Origin of the sequence: Alteromonas sp. KUL17 (genome assembly GCF_006538305.1) — a bacterium.
Classification (GTDB): Bacteria; Pseudomonadota; Gammaproteobacteria; order Enterobacterales; family Alteromonadaceae; genus Alteromonas; species Alteromonas macleodii.
On the sequence record NZ_BJKJ01000008.1, the window covers coordinates 26,124 to 44,504 of the forward strand.

General features: G+C 46.2%; 15 protein-coding genes. 7 read left to right on the forward strand and 8 right to left on the reverse strand.

What is annotated here, in order from left to right; all coding sequences use genetic code 11:
* The first annotated feature begins 151 nt into the window (after positions 1–151).
* The 6 genes from rapA (at position 152) to KUL49_RS09030 (ending at position 8,945) form a co-directional block, all read left to right on the forward strand.
* A complete protein-coding gene (gene rapA, locus KUL49_RS09005) occupies positions 152–3,013 on the forward strand; it encodes an RNA polymerase-associated protein RapA (protein WP_131137073.1) in 2,862 nt (953 codons plus the stop codon).
* Between the two features lie 49 nt (positions 3,014–3,062).
* Complete coding sequence (gene rluA, locus KUL49_RS09010; protein ID WP_014975619.1) at positions 3,063–3,779, forward strand: bifunctional tRNA pseudouridine(32) synthase/23S rRNA pseudouridine(746) synthase RluA; 717 nt, start codon at positions 3,063–3,065, stop codon at positions 3,777–3,779.
* Between the two features lie 150 nt (positions 3,780–3,929).
* Positions 3,930–4,817, forward strand: coding sequence for a DUF3530 family protein (locus KUL49_RS09015; RefSeq protein WP_131137074.1), 888 nt, complete (start codon positions 3,930–3,932; stop codon positions 4,815–4,817).
* 142 nt (positions 4,818–4,959) lie between these two features.
* Complete coding sequence (locus tag KUL49_RS09020) at positions 4,960–5,283, forward strand: hypothetical protein (protein ID WP_014948188.1); 324 nt, start codon at positions 4,960–4,962, stop codon at positions 5,281–5,283.
* Between the two features lie 43 nt (positions 5,284–5,326).
* Entirely contained in the window at positions 5,327–6,673 is a 1,347-nt protein-coding gene (locus tag KUL49_RS09025; protein WP_131137075.1) for an MFS transporter, read from the forward strand.
* Between the two features lie 79 nt (positions 6,674–6,752).
* On the forward strand, positions 6,753–8,945 hold the full coding sequence (locus KUL49_RS09030; protein WP_242633787.1) for a response regulator: 2,193 nt from the start codon (positions 6,753–6,755) through the stop codon (positions 8,943–8,945).
* On the opposite strand, the gene KUL49_RS09035 is transcribed toward KUL49_RS09030, so the two are convergent.
* The 7 genes from KUL49_RS09035 to rppH all read right to left on the reverse strand — a co-directional run bounded on the left by KUL49_RS09035 (position 8,940) and on the right by rppH (position 16,432).
* The gene (locus KUL49_RS09035) at positions 8,940–9,929 is read right to left on the reverse strand and encodes a sensor domain-containing diguanylate cyclase (RefSeq protein ID WP_039224448.1); all 990 of its coding nucleotides are present in this window, start codon (positions 9,927–9,929) and stop codon (positions 8,940–8,942) included. The two genes, KUL49_RS09030 and KUL49_RS09035, sit on opposite strands and share 6 nt — an antisense overlap.
* Complete coding sequence (locus KUL49_RS09040) at positions 9,926–10,996, reverse strand: response regulator (protein WP_039224447.1); 1,071 nt, start codon at positions 10,994–10,996, stop codon at positions 9,926–9,928. Before KUL49_RS09040 ends, KUL49_RS09035 begins: the two co-directional genes overlap by 4 nt.
* Before the next feature lie 9 nt (positions 10,997–11,005).
* Positions 11,006–11,839 carry a thymidylate synthase gene (locus tag KUL49_RS09045; RefSeq protein ID WP_131137077.1) on the reverse strand — a complete coding sequence of 278 codons (834 nt, stop codon included), beginning with the start codon at positions 11,837–11,839 and terminating at the stop codon, positions 11,006–11,008.
* A gap of 8 nt (positions 11,840–11,847) precedes the next feature.
* On the reverse strand, positions 11,848–12,660 hold the full coding sequence (gene lgt, locus KUL49_RS09050) for a prolipoprotein diacylglyceryl transferase (protein WP_131137078.1): 813 nt from the start codon (positions 12,658–12,660) through the stop codon (positions 11,848–11,850).
* Between the two features lie 4 nt (positions 12,661–12,664).
* A complete protein-coding gene (locus tag KUL49_RS09055; RefSeq protein ID WP_014975612.1) occupies positions 12,665–13,471 on the reverse strand; it encodes a sulfite exporter TauE/SafE family protein in 807 nt (268 codons plus the stop codon).
* A gap of 3 nt (positions 13,472–13,474) precedes the next feature.
* Positions 13,475–15,766 (reverse strand): phosphoenolpyruvate--protein phosphotransferase, encoded by a 2,292-nt coding sequence (ptsP, locus tag KUL49_RS09060; RefSeq protein WP_039224899.1) that lies wholly within the window; start codon positions 15,764–15,766, stop codon positions 13,475–13,477.
* A 123-nt stretch (positions 15,767–15,889) separates the two neighbouring features.
* Positions 15,890–16,432, reverse strand: coding sequence for an RNA pyrophosphohydrolase (rppH, locus tag KUL49_RS09065; protein ID WP_014948179.1), 543 nt, complete (start codon positions 16,430–16,432; stop codon positions 15,890–15,892).
* Positions 16,433–16,545: 113 nt separating this feature from the next.
* On the opposite strand from rppH, the gene mutH reads away from it, so the two are divergent.
* On the forward strand, positions 16,546–17,223 hold the full coding sequence (mutH, locus tag KUL49_RS09070) for a DNA mismatch repair endonuclease MutH (protein ID WP_131137079.1): 678 nt from the start codon (positions 16,546–16,548) through the stop codon (positions 17,221–17,223).
* A gap of 31 nt (positions 17,224–17,254) precedes the next feature.
* On the opposite strand, the gene KUL49_RS09075 is transcribed toward mutH, so the two are convergent.
* On the reverse strand, positions 17,255–18,334 hold the full coding sequence (locus tag KUL49_RS09075; RefSeq protein ID WP_131137080.1) for an AraC family transcriptional regulator: 1,080 nt from the start codon (positions 18,332–18,334) through the stop codon (positions 17,255–17,257).
* Positions 18,335–18,381: the final 47 nt, after the last annotated feature.

The window sequence follows — 18,381 nt, forward strand, 5'->3', positions numbered from 1 at the left end:
GAAGGCCTACTAGTGCTAATCGTCTTGTTAACGCAGAAGCATAGGTACTCAATCCCCCCACCTGCAACCGCAAATCAAATGAGCTAGTATTAATGACTTATCACAACGCAATGCGTACAATACCGCCCCCCGAAAAATAGGTTGGTGATTTATGAGTTCAGATAGTCAATTTTCAGTTGGTCAGCGTTGGTTAAGCAACACAGAAATAGAGCTGGGGTTAGGTGTCGTTATTGGTAGCGACTTCCGTTCTGTCGAAGTGTTGTATCCAGCAACAGGCGAAGCGCGAAAGTATACTAAGCAAGATGCGCCGCTTACGCGACTAATTTTTGAAATTGGCGAAACGGTCAAAAGCCAAGACGGCTGGGAAATGACCATTACTGAAAAAGAAGAAAGCCAAGATCTTTTCATCTATCACGGGCTTCGCGAAGACACCAAAGCGCAAGCGCGATTACCTGAAACCATGCTAGACAGCCACATTCGCTTGAACCAACCTGAAAAGCGCCTGTTCAGTCAGCAATTAGACAACCCTAAATGGTTCGATTTGCGCGAGCGTGCTTTAGATCATCAATACGATTACTTACGTTCAAACACCATTGGTCTTGCAGGTGCGCGCATATCGCTTATTCCGCACCAACTCCACATTGCGTCAGAGGTAGGCGGCAGACACGCACCTCGCGTATTACTTGCCGATGAAGTAGGTCTTGGTAAAACCATTGAAGCCGCGTTGATTATTCACCAGCAGCTTAAAACAGGCCGCGCAGAGCGCGTGCTTATTTTGGTTCCAGACTCGCTCATGCACCAATGGTTAGTTGAAATGCTTCGTCGCGTTAACCTTCCTTTTGCCATTTACGATGAAAGTCGTTGCGAGGCTATAGAGAAGAGCGAAGGCTTACAAGATGAAGAAACATCTGACGCGAGCGCTGTGAATCCATTCGAAAACGACCAGCTAGTACTTTGTAGTATCGACTTCCTAAGCAAGAGCGAAAAACGCCAGCAGCAAATTCAAGCTGCAGGATGGGATTTAATGGTTGTCGATGAAGCCCATCACCTTGCGTGGTCAAGTGAGGCTCCCTCTGCAGAATACTTGTGTGTGGAAGCGCTGGCAAACCAAACGCCAGGCGTATTACTGCTTACCGCAACGCCTGATCAACTTGGTCACGAAAGCCACTTTGCCCGCTTGCGCCTGCTCGACCCGGCTCGCTTCCATAGCTACGATGCATTCTTAGATGAAGAATCGAAATACAGCCAACTGGCCGATGCAGTAGCGCCATTACTTTCAGACGCCGAGCCTAACGACAAACAACGCAGCAAAATCGCAGAATTCGCGCCTGACGTAATGGAACATGCGGGTGATTTAAGCTCGCCGGAAAATCGCCATGCGCTGCTGCACCAACTTATCGATTGTCACGGCACAGGCCGTATGCTGTTTAGAAACCGCCGCGCCAATATCGAAGGCTTTCCGATGCGTAAATTAAGCGCTTACGAACTGGCTTTGCCTGAGGTTTATTCAGATGCCGTGAGCGGCGGCGACTTAACCTATTCACTGTATCCTGAACGTATGGCAAGCGTGGTTAACAGCTGGACCAAACAAGACCCGCGCGTTGAATGGCTGCTTGATTTCATGCAAAGCGTTAAGCCAGAAAAGATTCTGCTTATTTGCGCAAGCGCCCGTACAGCGCAAGAGTTAGGTGAGGTTATTCGCACGCAAACCGGTATTCGCCACAGTGTATTCCACGAAGGCATGAGCATTGTGGAGCGCGACAAGGCGGCCCATTATTTTGCTGATGAGGAAGACGGCGCACAAATTCTACTGTGTAGTGAAATTGGTAGCGAAGGTCGTAACTTCCAGTTCGCTCATCATTTGGTGCTGTTCGATTTGCCTATCACGCCAGATCTGCTTGAACAACGTATTGGTCGTCTTGACCGTATTGGCCAAACCCAAACCGTACAAATTCACGTGCCGTATTTAGCGAAAACCGCGCAGCACGTATTACTAGATTGGTATCACGAAGGGCTGAATGCCTTCGAAAAGACCTGCCCCACGGGCTCTGGTGTATTCGACGACGTTAAGCCTCTGCTTATTGGTGCGTGCTTACACCCTGACGATATGAGCGCGCGTGACGAGCTAGTGAACATGAGTGTTACGCTTAATAGCCAGCTCGTAGCGCAGCTTGAAGCCGGTCGCGATCGTCTTCTTGAGCTTAATGCCTCGGGTGAAGGCCGCGTAGAACAACTGCTTGAAGACATTATTACCCTTGATAGCGAACAAGATTTGTCGCGCTTTATGGGTCGCGTTTTCGATGCTATCGGTGTTCAGCAGGATGAAAAAGGCAATGACTGCTTTATTCTTATGCCAACCGAGTCGATGGTGAGCCAGCTTCCAGGTCTTGACCCAGAAGGCATGACAGTCACTTACAAGCGCCGTGTTGCCACTACGCTAGAAAACGTGCAGTTTTTAAGCTGGGATCATCCACTTGTGCATACCGCCATGGACGTAGTACTCACCGACGTACACGGAAAGAGCAGCATGGGCTTCATTGCCGAGCCGTCTTTGCCAAAAGGCGCTTATTGGGTTGAGGCGTTGTTTGTGCTGCAAGCGCAAGCGCCTAAAGCGCTTCAGTTGGGTCGCTTCTTACCTCAAACGCCCGTGCGAGTGTGTCTAGATGCGCAAGGAAACCCGTCTGAATTAAGCTTCGACGTTAAGCGTAAGATTGGACGTAAGATCTCGGCTCAGCTTCTAAAAGCCTTGCAACAGCCGCTTGAGCTTGCCATTGAAAAGGCGCGTAAGCTTGCCCATCAGCAAGCTAACCAAAAGCAACACGACGCACTTAACAGCATGCACAGCACGCTTAACGAAGAAATACAGCGCTTGCGCGATCTTCAAAAGCGTAACCCAGCAGTACGTGACAGCGAAATTGAGTTTATTGAAACGCAAATGAACGCCCTTGATAAAGTTATTCAGGATGCAGATGTTCAGCTGGACGCCATTCGTATTGTGGTAAATAACCCGTAACCTCGAAAGGTTAAACATTCAAAAGCGACTGTGAAGTAACGAGTACATAATGGCGAACCCAAGTTTTGTTTATAACCCACCGATGACACCTTATCTTGATATTTTGTATCAAGATGAGGACATGGTGGTTGCGCATAAACCTAGCGGGCTATTGAGCGTTCCGGGCAAAGCATTGGAGCACCGCGACTCGCTAATTAGCCGGGTTAACCGAGTGTATCCCACCGCCACAGTAGTGCATCGCTTAGACATGGCGACTTCGGGTATTTTGGTGCTGGCGCTTAATAAAGACAGCCATCGCCATATCTCGAAACAGTTTGAGTTACGTCAAACTAAAAAGCGCTACTTCGCCCGAGTTCATGGACATGTAGAACAAGACAGCGGAGAGGTTAACCTTCCCCTTATTTGCGACTGGCCAAACAGGCCAAAGCAAATGGTAGACTTCGAGCGCGGTAAAAAAGCCGTAACGCACTTTGACGTCATTGAGCGCACACTGGATGAAAAAGAGCGACCCTATTCTCTCGTTGCCCTTTATCCCATTACCGGTCGCTCTCACCAACTGCGAGTACATATGCTTGCTTTGGGTCACCCTATTTTGGGAGATAGACTCTATGCCCATGAAGAAGCGTTATCCATGGCGCCTCGTTTACAGCTTCATGCTGAAAGCTTGAGTCTTTCGCACCCGACACTTGGGCATTGGCTGCACTTTAATGTCGCCATCCCTTTTAGTCCGTTTTGCCCAAAGCCGCTCTCAGAAAGTATTGAGTAGCGTTCTAACGCTACTCAACTTTATCAATAGACTCCATTTTAGTTTTTACGCACCCTGCCGATAACCTTCGTATAACGTTTGATGTACGAATTAATTTGATGCTGTCCAGGCTGAATAGATCCAGATTAAGGTAAAGGCAAACCACATTTTATGAAAAGGCACGCTCTCCTTTTAACATTTGCTGTTATTGTTTCGCTATTGCCTATGACAGCTCACTGTGACTTTTTCACAGATGTTAGTCACGCCTATCTGCCTGGAGAAGTGAAACCTTTGATGATTGGAGAAGTTGAATCCCCAATTATTGAAATTGAAGCGCAAACACCATTATCTTTGGGTGTGGCTATCATACTCACAGAGCCTTTTCCCTCTAGCCTTACGCTCGCGCAGGGAAATAGCCTTGCCAACATGCTTGCTGAAAAAGGCTGGAATGTAGTGATAAGTCCGTTTAATTTGCCGGTCAATGTCACTTCCCAGCAAAACCAACCTGCTGAATCTACAAACACCGACATGTCAGACTCTGAAACTACGTCTATGTCAGCCCAAAATATCCACCCCAGAAGTAATCAACTTACGCAATATCTCAATTTTGAATCTGCAACTTCAGCGCTGGGTTTACAACTCAATGCATTGAATAATTATTTACAAGACAATTCAGGCTACCGTATGGTCATTGCACAAGGCATGCTGGCCACAACTTACTTGTCCGTCGTAGAGCAACAGCCTCAACTTCATCCAGACACTTTCGTAGCCATTTCACCTTTTTGGCCAGAAGAATCAACGAACACATTAGTTATAGATAATATAGCGCAGTCCAGCTTTCCAATATTGGATCTGTCACTAAGTGGATTTAACGACTGGGCGAACAGTACCACGCAAAAGCGAAAGATTAGCGCAAAAAACGCACTAAAGATGCACTATCGACAAATAATTATTCCCAGCAATTTATTAGCCTTTAGTATAAAGGAGTTTCAGAAATCCCCTCATATTCAGATAGTTGCAAATAGTACTATTGGTTGGACTCGCCACCTAGGCTGGTAATTCGATAATTAACCGATTACGCTAAATTAGTATCCAAAACAATTACCTAAATTTAATGGTGTAAATAGCAAGCCTCTGTCCTAAGCAGTAAGATTGTTATGAACTATAATACTTTTAGCAAACATAAACGGTTGAGTTACTTGTGAGTGTTCAAGATTTCGTAGATAACAAAGCAAAGCAGCTGTGTTTCTATTTGAGAGCATTTTGGCAAGGAGAGCTTCCTATCGAGGAGATCGAGCTATTCTTTTGGGATAGTATGGAAGAATGGGGGCAAATTGATTACACCTTAACGCAGCCCTATACACAAAAAGAACGGGTTTTTTGGCATTTACTTCATCAAGTGCATTATTGGAATGAAGACAAGCTAATTAACGACCAGTTTCTTGTAGATGAACTAAATAACTGCGTGAATTTCCTTGAAGGTTTGGGTCATTGCCCACTCGACTGCGTAGGCATTCGTCCATAGTAAAACTTTCACTTCAACGCGTTATTGCTTCTCACTGTGGTTCATGGCTCAATATGCTTTTGTATTCTTGCCTAAGGCCGCAGTTTTGCTCAACGCTTTAAAAACGTTTAACGACAAACGATACCTCAGTATATTTCTTTTCGGCATTTCCAGTGGCTTCCCTTGGATCATGATTGGTTCAGTGCTATCTGCTTGGCTCAAAGATGAAGGTTTGTCTCGCTCGGCCATCGGCTTATTCGGCATTATTTTCGCGACATACTCTTTTAATTTCCTCTGGTCTCCGCTTGTCGACAAAATCAAGCCCCCACTATTAGGTCAACGACGAGGTTGGATTTTCGCTATGCAAGGCTGTGTAGTTTTGCTGTGTTTAGTGATGTCTCAACTCACTGCAGACCAAGATTTGTTTTATGTTGCATTAGTCGGTTTGCTTATTGCTATTGCCTCAGCCACGCAAGATATCGCCATCGATGGTTTTCGCATTGACTGTATTGCCCAAGACGACAAAGACGGCATGTCAGCTGCGTCTTCAGTAGCCACCGCCGGCTGGTGGACAGGTTATGGCGGGCTTGGTGCTATCCCGTTCTTCTTGGCTGACATGACATCTTGGACTTGGCCAAACATTTATCTTTTACTCGGTGCTCTCATGGCTTTATTAATGTGCGCCACGTGTTTAGCGAACGAGCCACAAATTGACCGCGAAGCCTTGCTTGAAAAGATAACAGCCAAAGATACAAAGCAGTCTCCCGTTTTTCACTGGATACAAACTACTCTGGTCACGCCATTCGCCGAATTTTTCAATCGAAACGGCGTTAAATTAGCGGCGTCGTTTTTACTGTTTATCTTTCTATTTAAAATCGGTGAAGCCTTTCTAGGCCGCATGAGTATCGTGTTTTATAAAGAAATTGGCTTTTCTAATAGCGATATCGCTACTTACTCAAAATTGCTCAACTGGTGGGTAACCATTGTGTTTTCACTGTTAGGTGGATTGGTTAACATTCGCTACGGTATTTACCGCGGATTAATGATTGCGGGTGTGGCCATGGCCGCGTCTAACTTATTATTTGCACTGATCGCGCAAACAGGCCCTTCCACATCTCTTTTAGCCATAACCGTTATTGTCGATGGTTTTACAGGGGCTTGGAGCACCGTTGCCATGGTCGCGTTTATCTCACTATTGTGTAATCGGGCGTTTAGTGCAACCCAATACGCACTCATGGCCTCCCTGAGTGTTGCAGGCAGAACTTTGGTCGCTTCTAGCAGCGGCTTTGTTGTAGATAGTCTTGAAGGCAATTGGAGCTTGTTCTTTATTCTCACAGCAGTCATGGTAATTCCCAGCCTTTGCTTTTTGTATTCAATTAGGCACCACATAAAGCGCGTTGAGTCACCGTAATTTTTTTCTACTTCCTTGCAAGTTAGCGTTAGTTGCCTACATTTAAGGTAGGTATCTCTACCGCATATTACTTGCAAGGATGAACGTGAGCTCAAATCAGGCTGGCCAGTCGCAGCGCAAATCATCATCAATTTCGCGGACATTCACTTTTTCAAAAGTGAGTGTTACAGCACTGTTGATCGCTATGGTTGTTATTGCGGTTTTAATCGCGCTGATGAGCAAGCAACAAGCACTCATAATAGCCTTAAAGCAGCAGAGTTATTTAGAGGATAATATTCTTGCCACTGAGTCTAGTATCAATCAATTTACGTTTCGGATGGAGAGCAGCGCGTTTTCTGGACCCGCGAATTACACTATTTTAAAGCGCGAGCTACAGGTCACCGTTCAAGGTATATCTGAATACCTTCGCAGTAGTGCAGACCATGCAATCTCGCCCACAGTCTTATCCGAAAGAGACTTTGCAATAGCAAAAGAAGGATTGAATAGCGCGTCTGCACGGCAGGTCGCGCAAACCACACTAGATTTACTTCATACTCTTATTGAGTTGCCGATAGCCGACGCAACTCAACGTATTCAACAGCAATTTAGCCTGCTGCCTATGGTCAATGCCATGCAGGCGGAAGAAAACGCGTTGTTACTACGTATTCAGGCGTTGCGCAATAAGATGCTTCTCACTACTATTTTGGGCGCAGTCGTCATTGTACTTTGGTATTTTATTGCATGGCTTTTTTACAAAAGTAACGCAAACAAGTCGCCTAAAAAGTTTGGTAAATCGAAGTTGAGACTTGCCGTTGTGGATGACGATAGAGATTTGCAAAACAAAGAATTTTTGCAACTGATTAGTCATGAATTCAGAGCGCCAATAAGTGCAATTATCAGTGCTCTTGAACTTATTCCTAACATGGAAGAACAGCGCACCAGACTAATTCAGCAGGCTGAACAATCCAGCTATCGACTTCTTAATCTTACCAACAACCTTACCGATGTATTAATCAATAACACTGAAGACGACCTGCACTTTTCAGATGTCGACCTAATCAGCTTGCTCGACGAATGTATCTCGCCGTTTTCTGTACGCGTAAAAGACAAAAAAATAGAATTTAACATGCACTGTAGTCACAGTGTGCCCCATTACGCAGAAACGGATCCTGTCGCCCTTTCTAAAGTAGTAGTTAACATTCTTGATAACGCCGTTAAATTTACGGCTAATGGACTGATCGACGTCACCGTTACAACCTTGGTGAAAAACCAAGGGATTTTTCTCGTTATTATAATTAGTGATACTGGAATAGGAATTGATGAGGCGACGCAAAAGCGCATGTTTGAACGCTTCTATCGCGGCGAACACTCAACTGGCCAACGCTTCCCGGGTGCAGGAATTGGCTTGTCTGTAGCTAAACGCAGCGTTGATAAGCTGGGCGGTGCACTTCAGGTAACCAGTACAGTTGGAGTTGGTACAGAGTTTAAAATTTTACTGCCTCTGAAACCTATTGAGGACCTTCCCGCTACCAATTCAGCACCGTCTAATGCGACCTTCGCCGTAGTTGACGATTTAGAGATATCTAGGCTGCATTTACAGTCAATTATTACCAAAGAGGGCTTTAGCGCACGCACGTTTTCATCTGGTGCGAACTTGCTCAATCTGCACGAAGAAATACTCCAGTTTTCAGGCATTATTGCCGATTTGTATATGCCGGGCATGAATGGTCTTGAACTAGTGAGGACGCTTAAGGCGATTTTTGGTGAACGGGTACCGCCCGTTATTGTGTTATCAGCAACCCCAGATATTGCCAACATTATTGCAAACAGTGAACTGCCCATCTATCAAAGTTTTGTTAAACCCATCGATAGAAACCGCTTTGTAGATGCGCTCCATCACCTTACAGTAAGTAACGGAAGAGTTGCTGAAACAACGAAAAAGGCCAACGTGTTACTGGTAGAAGACGAGCCCATTAATGCAGAAATGGTGGAGTATATGCTTCAGTGTATGGGCCACGAAGTTACTGTGAGTTACACCGGTGACGACGCTATTATTAGAGTGAGTGAAAATGCGTTTGACTGTGTGCTGTTGGATATCAACTTACCAGATATCAATGGTTTGGAAGTCGCTAAAATAATGAAAGAAGGTCACCCTGACCTTCCAATCATCGCACTTACGGCCAATGCCCACAGAAGCGATAAAGAAGCGTCGCTGCAGGCAGGTATTCGATATCACTTAGTGAAGCCTGTCACCTTTCAAGAGCTCAAAAACACCCTACGCCTAGCACTATAACGCGCCAGGCGCTGCATAAATGCGATATTGATTTCGGCCGTTTTCTTTTGCTTCATAAAGCGCCTGATCGGCACACTCAAGCCATGCCATCGCTCCTTTAAAGTCAGGAGAGAATTGTGCAAGGCCTAAACTAACAGTGAAACTTATTGACTCACCTTCGTGTTCTACCACTAAACGCTGTGCTAATTGTCGGATACGTTCAGCAACGATCTTGGCATCTTCAACTGAAGAGTCATTCAGAATAATGGCAAATTCCTCTCCTCCGTAGCGCCCTGCAAGGTCGGTTTCCCGCACACAGCGCTTAATCAGCGCTGCTAACATCTTAATCACCTTATCCCCAGCCTGATGACCATAAGTATCGTTAATGCGTTTGAAATGGTCGATATCGAGCATAAGCGCAGTACTTGGCTTTTCTCGGCGCACACAAAGTTTGTGCATCTCATCAAAGCGTTCCTGCCAGTAGCGACGATTATATAGCCCTGTTAGACCGTCCACGCGGCTCGCAGTTTTCAACTCTTCGTTAAGATGCTCCATTCCACGCTTACCGAGCGCCTGCTCAGTGACATCGTAAACAAGCATACAAAACCGCTCTACGTTGCCGCGCTTATCAACAATAGGGAACATGGTCACGTTTTGGTACATAAACTCTGCAGCGCTGGTTACAGGACGATTACAACCAAACTTAAATAAGTAAGGGCGCTGCTCCCAAATAATAAACACCGGGCTCTTCAAATTGAACACAGGGTCGACTTTGGTTCTCAGCCATTTTTCTTCTATTTCCGGGAAATGAGAAAAAAGACTGTCTCCAATGATTGCTTCCGCTTTCTTTGCACCGTGGTTTTCAAGAAACTTGTTCCACACTTGAACCTTGAAGTTGCGGTCTAGCACTGCAATGCCCACTTCAATGGAATCGAGAAGCTCTGCAGGTACTTGAGAAGAATTAACTAAAGCACCGGTGGAAAGTGCGTCTGTTGATGCATTCATAGACTTTCCTTGTCTTGTGTGACAGCGTCATCATCGAGCAGCCGAGAATAGATATGGTTCATGGCATCACCAGGAAATAGCAACAGCAGGTCAAAGGAAATATCTCTGGCCTTAATGGCATAACCTATTTCGATAGCCATGAGCTTGCCCCAACGCTGCACGTTATCACTTAAAAGCGTTGATAGTCCTTGGTGCTGCCCCAGTAACACCGGATGCGTGTGGCTAAAGGCGACATTTAACTGCTCTGACAAACCGTTTAAACAGGCCCCGATAAGAATATTGGAAACATCCATTAGTGCTTCTAGCGCTAGTTTGTCGGAGGAAGCCGACGGCGGATACTTTAATAGTTCAACGATGTTTTGAGAGTTTGTGTCGTTAAAAATAACCAGCGCTTCGCCGCTTATACCTTCACTAATAAAGCCTTTTGAAACTGCCGACACGCTGTCGTTACGATTAATTTCCGCAACCGCCATAGACAGTTCGTTGCTTTCAATTAAGTTGACGTTTGGGATAGGCAAATCAATAAACTCGCCTAGCAGTTGAGCAAGATTCTCACCCGCACGCCCCATGGCAATATTGACCATTTCACGGCATGCGTCTAATTGATCTTCTTTACTCATCTGGCGCTTGGCTAAAACGGCATTTGAGTCGCTATCGTCTTGCGCTTTTTGTAAGCTCGCGCCAGAAGAATGCGTCTCGCCACTGTAAATCCCGTAAGAGGCTAGGATGTGGCTGAGTTTTTCGTTATCAATTGGCTTTCTTATGAAATCCAGAGCACCAAGAGCGAGCATTTTTTCTCGCGCTTGCGCTTGTACATCACCGGAAACGACAACTACCAAGCAAGGAAGATCCTGTTGGCGAATGGCTTCCATGGTTTGATAACCGTCCATTACCGGCATGTTTAAGTCGAGAAACACCACATCGCCTTTGCCTTCGCGAACAAGCGCGAGGGCTTGCTCACCATTCTCGGCAAACGAAATATCCACGTCCCACCCATCAGGTAAACTGCGCGCCATCTGGCGCCTTGCGAAACCTGAGTCGTCGCATATCAATATAGGAGTACTCATGGTAACTCCTTATATGGCAACAGGGGCTTTAATGTGTGGGTGTGACTGGTAATTTTTAAGCGTAAAGTCGTCGAAGGAAAACCCGAAGATATCTTTCACCTCAGGGTTAATTTCCATAGTTGGGCGCTCGAAAGGCTCACGACTTAGCTGCAACTCTACCTGTTCAAGATGGTTTGAATACAAATGCGCATCGCCTAGCGTATGAATAAAATCACCGGGCTCTAAATCACACACTTGTGCCATCATCATGGTCAGTAAAGCATAACTTGCGATATTGAAAGGAACGCCCAAGAAAATATCGCCGCTTCGCTGGTAAAGTTGGCAGCTAAGCTTACCGTCTAATACATAAAATTGGAAAAGTGTATGGCAAGGTGGCAGTGCTTGCTTGCCCATCGCTGCATTTTCTTTAGGAGAATAATTGGTATCAGGGAGTACCGCAGGGTTCCAGCCGCTAACGATAAGTCGACGAGAATCTGGATTGTTTTTGATTTGCTCAACCACTTCGGCAATCTGGTCTACCGATGTGCCATCACCGCGAGCCCAACTGCGCCACTGATGTCCATAAACCGGACCAAGCTCGCCTTCTTCGGTAGCCCACTCATCCCAAATACTCACACCGTGCTCTTTCAAATAAGCGATGTTCGTCTCGCCTTTAAGAAACCAAAGTAGTTCGTGAATAATGGATTTAAGGTGACACTTCTTTGTTGTCACCAAGGGGAAACCTTCCTGTAGATTAAAACGCATCTGATAGCCGAATACACTTAACGTACCTGTACCAGTTCGATCTTCCTTTTTCACACCCGTATCACGTACATGGCGCATTAGAGCGAGATATTCTTTCATCGTTATTCTTATATTTTTTGCTGTTCAACATGGTCTTTTCCGCGCATGTAAGCACGGACTATTAATCCTATTCCTAAAGCTATCATAGGTAAACAAAGAAGTTGCCCTTGGCTTAGTCCCATTTGATATAAGCCAATATGTGCGTCGGGTTCTCTGAAGTATTCAACGATAAATCTGAAGGTGCCGTAACCAAGTAAGAACAAGCCGCTGACCGCCCCTACTGGACGCTTTTTGGCAGAATATAGCCATAGGATAATAAAGAGTAGTACGCCTTCAAGCGCAAACTCGTACAATTGGGACGGGTGCCGAGGAACATGACCCGCGTTGGGGAAAATGACCGCCCAAGGCACATCGGTGCTACGCCCCCAAAGTTCAGCGTTTAAGAAGTTACCTATGCGTCCAGCACCCAAGCCGATGGGTACTAACGGGGCAACAAAGTCGCCTAGTCGAAGGAAGGTCGTGTTCATACACTTGGCGCGCCAGAATAAGGCTGCTAGCACCCCTAAAAGCCCGCCGTGAAAGGACATTCCACCAGCCCAAATTTTGAATAAGTACAAGGGATCGTCGAGAAACATACCAAACTGGTAGAAAAGCACATAGCCTATTCGACCGCCTAATATTACGCCAACGAAGCTCCAGAAAAGCAGGTCGCTTAACTGCTCACGGCTCCAGTTGGTTTGTGAAAGACGCTTTTGTGCCAATAGGTACGCGGCGATAAAGCCCACCAAATACATAAGGCCGTACCAGCGGACACTTAACGGACCGACACTGAAGATAACGGGGTCGATACTGGGAAATACCAGATAACTGCTCTGTTCCATTACTTTATTCAATTCCTAAAATCATTCTAATGCTCACCAACACGAGTAAGCACGCCAACATCGCTTTTAACACACGAACATTTACTCGCTGCCCAAGCTTTGCACCTATGTTTGCGGTAAACATAGAGGTGGCAACAATACCAGCTGTTGCCGGTAAATACACATAACCTAAACTATGTTCTGGTACATCTATCGCATTGTAACCGGCCACAATAAAACTCGTGGTACCAAAAACGGCAATAATAAGTCCGCAAAAAGCGGCGCAGCCAATTGCCGCCCGTACATTAACACGAAACCATACCAGCGCAGGTACCAATAATGCACCGCCACCAATCCCCATAAGTGCACTTAGTAAACCAGCTCCACCACCAACAGTCGCAAGCGTACCTTTTGATGCGTCATTTTCTGAGGCTTTTTGCTTACCAAATATCATCTGCATCGCAATTAAAATAACCAGCACCGCAAACACATCTTTAAGCAGTTCACCAGAAATATGGCTTGCTACCTGAGCTCCGGCAAATGCGCCAAAAGCAATACCTAAGCCTGTGTAAAGCACAACATGCCTTTGAATATTACCCAGCTTGTAATGCGCGAAGGCCGACGACATTCCTGTGAAGATGATGGTAGATAATGAGGTAGCGATAGCGACAGGCATTACGGTTTCAGTGGTCATTCCCATGAAATGTATAAGCAAATACGACAACACAGGAACGATGATAAGCCCACCGCCAATGCCCAGCATACCCGCCAGAACACCTACCACAGAACCTAAAATAAGGCAGCTAAGAACTATTACAACTAATGGATCCATTCCTTAAGCACCTGCTCGGATAAGGCCTCCCAGGCCCTTGGTTTCAAGATATTGATTCAAGTGCACAAAGACTTCTTCTTGGCTAACAGAGGTGAGCGCCAATGACAGTAGTTGCTTACACTCATCCAGCGTGACTTTTCTAATAAGCCAGTTTATTTTTCTTAAGTTAAAGCCGTTCATACTTAGGCGGCGATAACCCATTCCCATCAGCAGTAATGCTCCAGCTGGCTCACCTGCAATTTCACCACAGATAGTTACGGGCACCTGGTTTTGATTGGCTTTTTGAACCACGTCGTAAAGCGCCCCTAATACCGCAGGATGATAGCTGTTGTAGAGCCCTGCCACCCGCGTATTGTTTCTATCCACCGCGAGCAGATATTGGGTCAGGTCGTTACTGCCTACCGAAAAGAAATCCACGTGCTTTGCTAATTGAGGTAGCTGATAAAGTACCGACGGGACTTCTAGCATAATACCTAACTTAGGCTTGGTTAACGTTTGTCCTGACTCTGCAATCTCATCACAAATTTCATAATATGCCTGATTAATTAGTCGCTTAGACTCCTGCACTTCAGATACGGTGGAGATCATAGGCAGCATAATTTGCAAATTGCTTAGGCCTACACTTGCACGCAGCATGGCGCGAACCTGAACCAAGAAAATTTCTGGATGATCAAGGGTTAGGCGGATGCCTCGCCACCCCAAAAATGGGTTTTCTTCATTAATGGGGAAGTACGGTAGTGGCTTATCGCCTCCTACGTCGAGAGTACGCATAGTGATAGGCAATGAAGGCGCGGCCTCAAGCACTTGGCGGTACAGCTTTACTTGCTCTTGTTCCGAAGGAAAACGCTCGCGTAACATAAAGGGGATCTCGGTGCGATAAAGCCCTACACCCGCGCCAATTTGTTCAGCGTTTAGCTCGACTTCAGCTGAAAGGCCAGCATTGATATAAAGAGACATTCTACAGCCATCAACACTTTCGCAAGGTTTATCAGCCTCGGCGTCAATTTTCTCTGCGATGGCCGACTCTTCTTCAATGAGCTGTATAAATTCAGACTTGATGTTACGTTCAGGCGATACAATGACCTCGCCTGAATACCCATCAAGCAAAATCTCTTTGTCTTCGAGTAGTGCTGGCGTAACGTTTTGACAGCCCATCACTGCAGGCACGCCCATGGCTCTAGCCAATATTGCCGCGTGTGAGTTATTTGAACCGCGAATAGAAATAATGCCTTTTAGCTTACCTCTTGGAAATTCGGCAAGCATAGGCGCTGACACTTCATCAGCTACGAGAATACTGGCTTCGGTTATCGTTTTTTCAGTAACCTTTTTGCCATTCGCTTCATACAAAATGTTAGCAAGAATACGATCGGATAAATCGACAATATCAATAGCACGCTCTTGCATGTAAGGGTCGTCCATTGCCTGAAAGCGCGCGGCATAGCTTTCTACAACCATTTTCAATGAAGACGCCGCATCCCAACCTTGGCGAATTTTTTCTTCTACTTCCCGCCCAAGGCTGTTGGCATCTAGCAGATGATGATACAGCTGAAAAATGGATTTAACATCGTCGGGAATGCCGTCATCTAACCGCTTCGATAACGCATCGACATGACCTCGCGTAACTTCAACCCCTTTGCGATAGAGTTGAATTTGATCTTGAGGAGATTGCGTGCGCTTTACGACCCAGTTTTTAAGGTTAATAGATTTGTCTGGAGACACTCCCTTGCCAATAGCAAGGCCTGGAGAACCCGCAATACCACGCACATTTTTTTGCCGCGCAGTATTGTCGTTCGAATTTGACAGCGTCAAAGCCCCGCGAATATCAGCATTGGTTATTTCTAACGCGAGCTGCGCAGCAAGGGTGACTAAGAATGCTTCTTCGTCTTCACTGAAGCGTCGCATTTGTGATTGCTGAAGGGTAATAACACCAAGCACACGCCGTTGGTTGATAATAGGCGTACCTAAAAAGGCGTTATAGTTTTCTTCCTGAACTTCGGGGTAATGTTTGAATCGAGGATGGCTATGAGCATTAACAATATTAAGAGGCTCTTCCCGCTGACCTACCAGCCCGATAAGCCCTTCTGAGAAGCCAATGCGTACCTGCTCGACTGCATCGGGATGTAGTCCGTCAGTGGCTTTAAGGATAAATTCTTGGGTGTCGTAATCGGCAAGGTAAATAGAGCATGAATCGACATCTAGGGTCTGTTTAACCCGTGAGGCTAGCCTAAACAACGCCGTATCGAGAGCAGGAATTTGATTCATTTCCTGCACGATACGCTTTAACGTGGTTAACATTGTTCCTTGCTGGCTCTGAGGGCTCACCGGTTTTTCCTTTTTTACTCGCAGTTTACTCGCTGCTTACTCCGCACACCGCAATATTGCACACCTCTTTCTTGCGTACCTGAACTTCGCATACGCTTATCCACGCCTGCGTTTCTTGCCACGTTTATGTGGCGCTGCGTTTTGGCGCTGTTGAGGCCGATGCTGCGCAGACATAACTACAGGCGAGAACTCTTTCATTACTCGTCTGTATACATCGCGCTTAAACGATACAACGTTTCTTATTGGATACCAGTAACTTACCCACCTCCAGTCATCAAATTCAGGATGACCTGTTTTAAGTACATTAACGTCTCGCTCGTTACAATCGAGCTGCAACAAGAACCATTTTTGTTTTTGCCCTATACAAACAGGGTTACTGCCTTGTCGAATTAATCTCTTCGGCAGCTTATATCTAAGCCAGTTACGGGTAACACTTAAAATAGTGACATCTTTCGGTGTCAGCCCTACTTCTTCGTGAAGCTCGCGGTACATAGCTTGTTCAGCAGATTCCCCTTCATCAATTCCGCCTTGAGGGAACTGCCATGAATGTTGACCATAACGTCTTGCCCAAAATACTTGACCCATTTTGTTGCAAATCACTATGCCCACATTCGCACGGAATCCATCGGCATCTATCACATAGACTCCCGGGCACACTATACTGTTATATGTTTTCATTCTTCCACAAACTATGCTCCAATCATAGTCTTAATATTCGTACCCGCTTTTCAAACAGGAAATTAACCATATTTATGCAGCCACCAGCGTCTCCCCCGTCATCTCCAGATAGCCTTTTAGCTCGTTGTCATGCGATAGCAGGCTTGACGCTTGGAGAGCTTGCGGACATGGCAAATGTAGCCATTCCGGCCAATTTACAACGTCATAAGGGATGGCCAGGCATGCTGATAGAGAAGTGGCTGGGCGCGAGTGCAGGTTCGAAGCCTCAGCAGGACTTTCCTGAACTTGGCATCGAACTTAAAACCATTCCCATCGACGACCATTTTTCGCCTTTAGAAACCACCTACGTCTGTTTTGCCCCGCTTTTGATGACGCCCGGCATTACATGGGAAACGTCTAACGTGCGAAACAAACTACAGCAGGTATTGTGGCTACCTATTGAAGGTGACAGAGCTATTCCGCTGGCCCATAGGCGGGTAGCAACAGGCTTTTACTGGCGACCGGATGAACACGAAGATGCGGTATTGAGACACGATTGGGAGGAACTGGTCGAGCAAATTGCGACTGGACAGGTTGAGTCGATCACCTCTCGTCAAGGCGAGGCCTTACATATTCGTCCTAAGGCGGCAAACGGGAAAGTGCTCACCGACGCGCTGGGGCCAGAAGGTCAGCGTATTAAAACCCGCCCTCGCGGCTTTTATTTACGTAAAACCTTCACCCATCAAATATTGATAAATGCATTTGGTGGCTAACGCAAACTCAACGTCTAGCACAATACTCTTGTTATCTTAGCGGCGTGGAGTTTAGGTGTTTAACCAAATACTCACTCAAGAACTTTTCTGAATTTATCCCCATGCGTTTTGCCACGGCTTCAAGTTTAGCGTCGCTGCGCAGCAGAACATTCTTGGCGTACTCTAAGCGGTAGTGGAAAATGAAACGTCTAAAGTTTTTCTTTTCAGTAAGTTGCAAGGCCAATGCGAGCGAGGTGGGGTCGATATCTGCCCCTCTACAAAACTCACTGAGGGTAAGGAAGCGAACCTTGTACGCCTTTGATTCTATGGTGTAGCGTTCTGCTTTAGAAATAATACTGCTAATTTCATAAGGCGTTGCCTTGCCTTCATCTAAGCGTTCGTAATCGAGTGGCGACGGGGACGTCCGTCGTATAAAGGTTAGTGAAAACAGTACAATTAGAATTGCCGTTCCAATCATCAGATGATGAAACCCTTCCCAAAAAGGAACAGGGAAGAAGCCGAATGTTGCGGCCGTCACAAGTAGAATACTCATAAACGCTACGCCAACCAAGCTCCCCATTACTCCGGCAAGCCTAGGCATTTTCAGGTTTTTTATATCCACCGCCTGCTCTGGTAAGTGCCTATGGTACATTTGAATATGCTCGGTAATAAGAATACCTATGAGCAACACGCTAAACCCCGTTAACAGTGATGCAATATAGGCAGGCCACAATAGCAGAGGCTGACCATGAGGAGACGATGAGAGCCATTGCTGCTTATCGTCTACGGGTATCAGGAGAATGGCGCACTGAAAAACGCCGGTCACTACTACCGGCCACCACAGCCGCTTTCGTGCCGTAGGATAAGCTAACAGCATGGGTTTTATCGCGCGGTAACAACACGTAATCGCGATAACAGCAAATACTTCTGATAACCCGTAGATACTAGCCAGCCCTGTGGCATTTGCCATACGGAGCCACTCATCCAGCATAAATACAGGCCAGCACAAAAACGCTGCCGTTAGCCAACGTCCACTGCGTAAATTGATTTTTTGAACAAACAAACGCACAAAGCCAATGACATAAATGCCAAGCAGTGCGTAAAGGAAATAGTCATTTATGGCTGAGGTCATCAGCGCCCTCCATCCTTGAGATTCGAGTTGCCTTTACCGTGCATGTT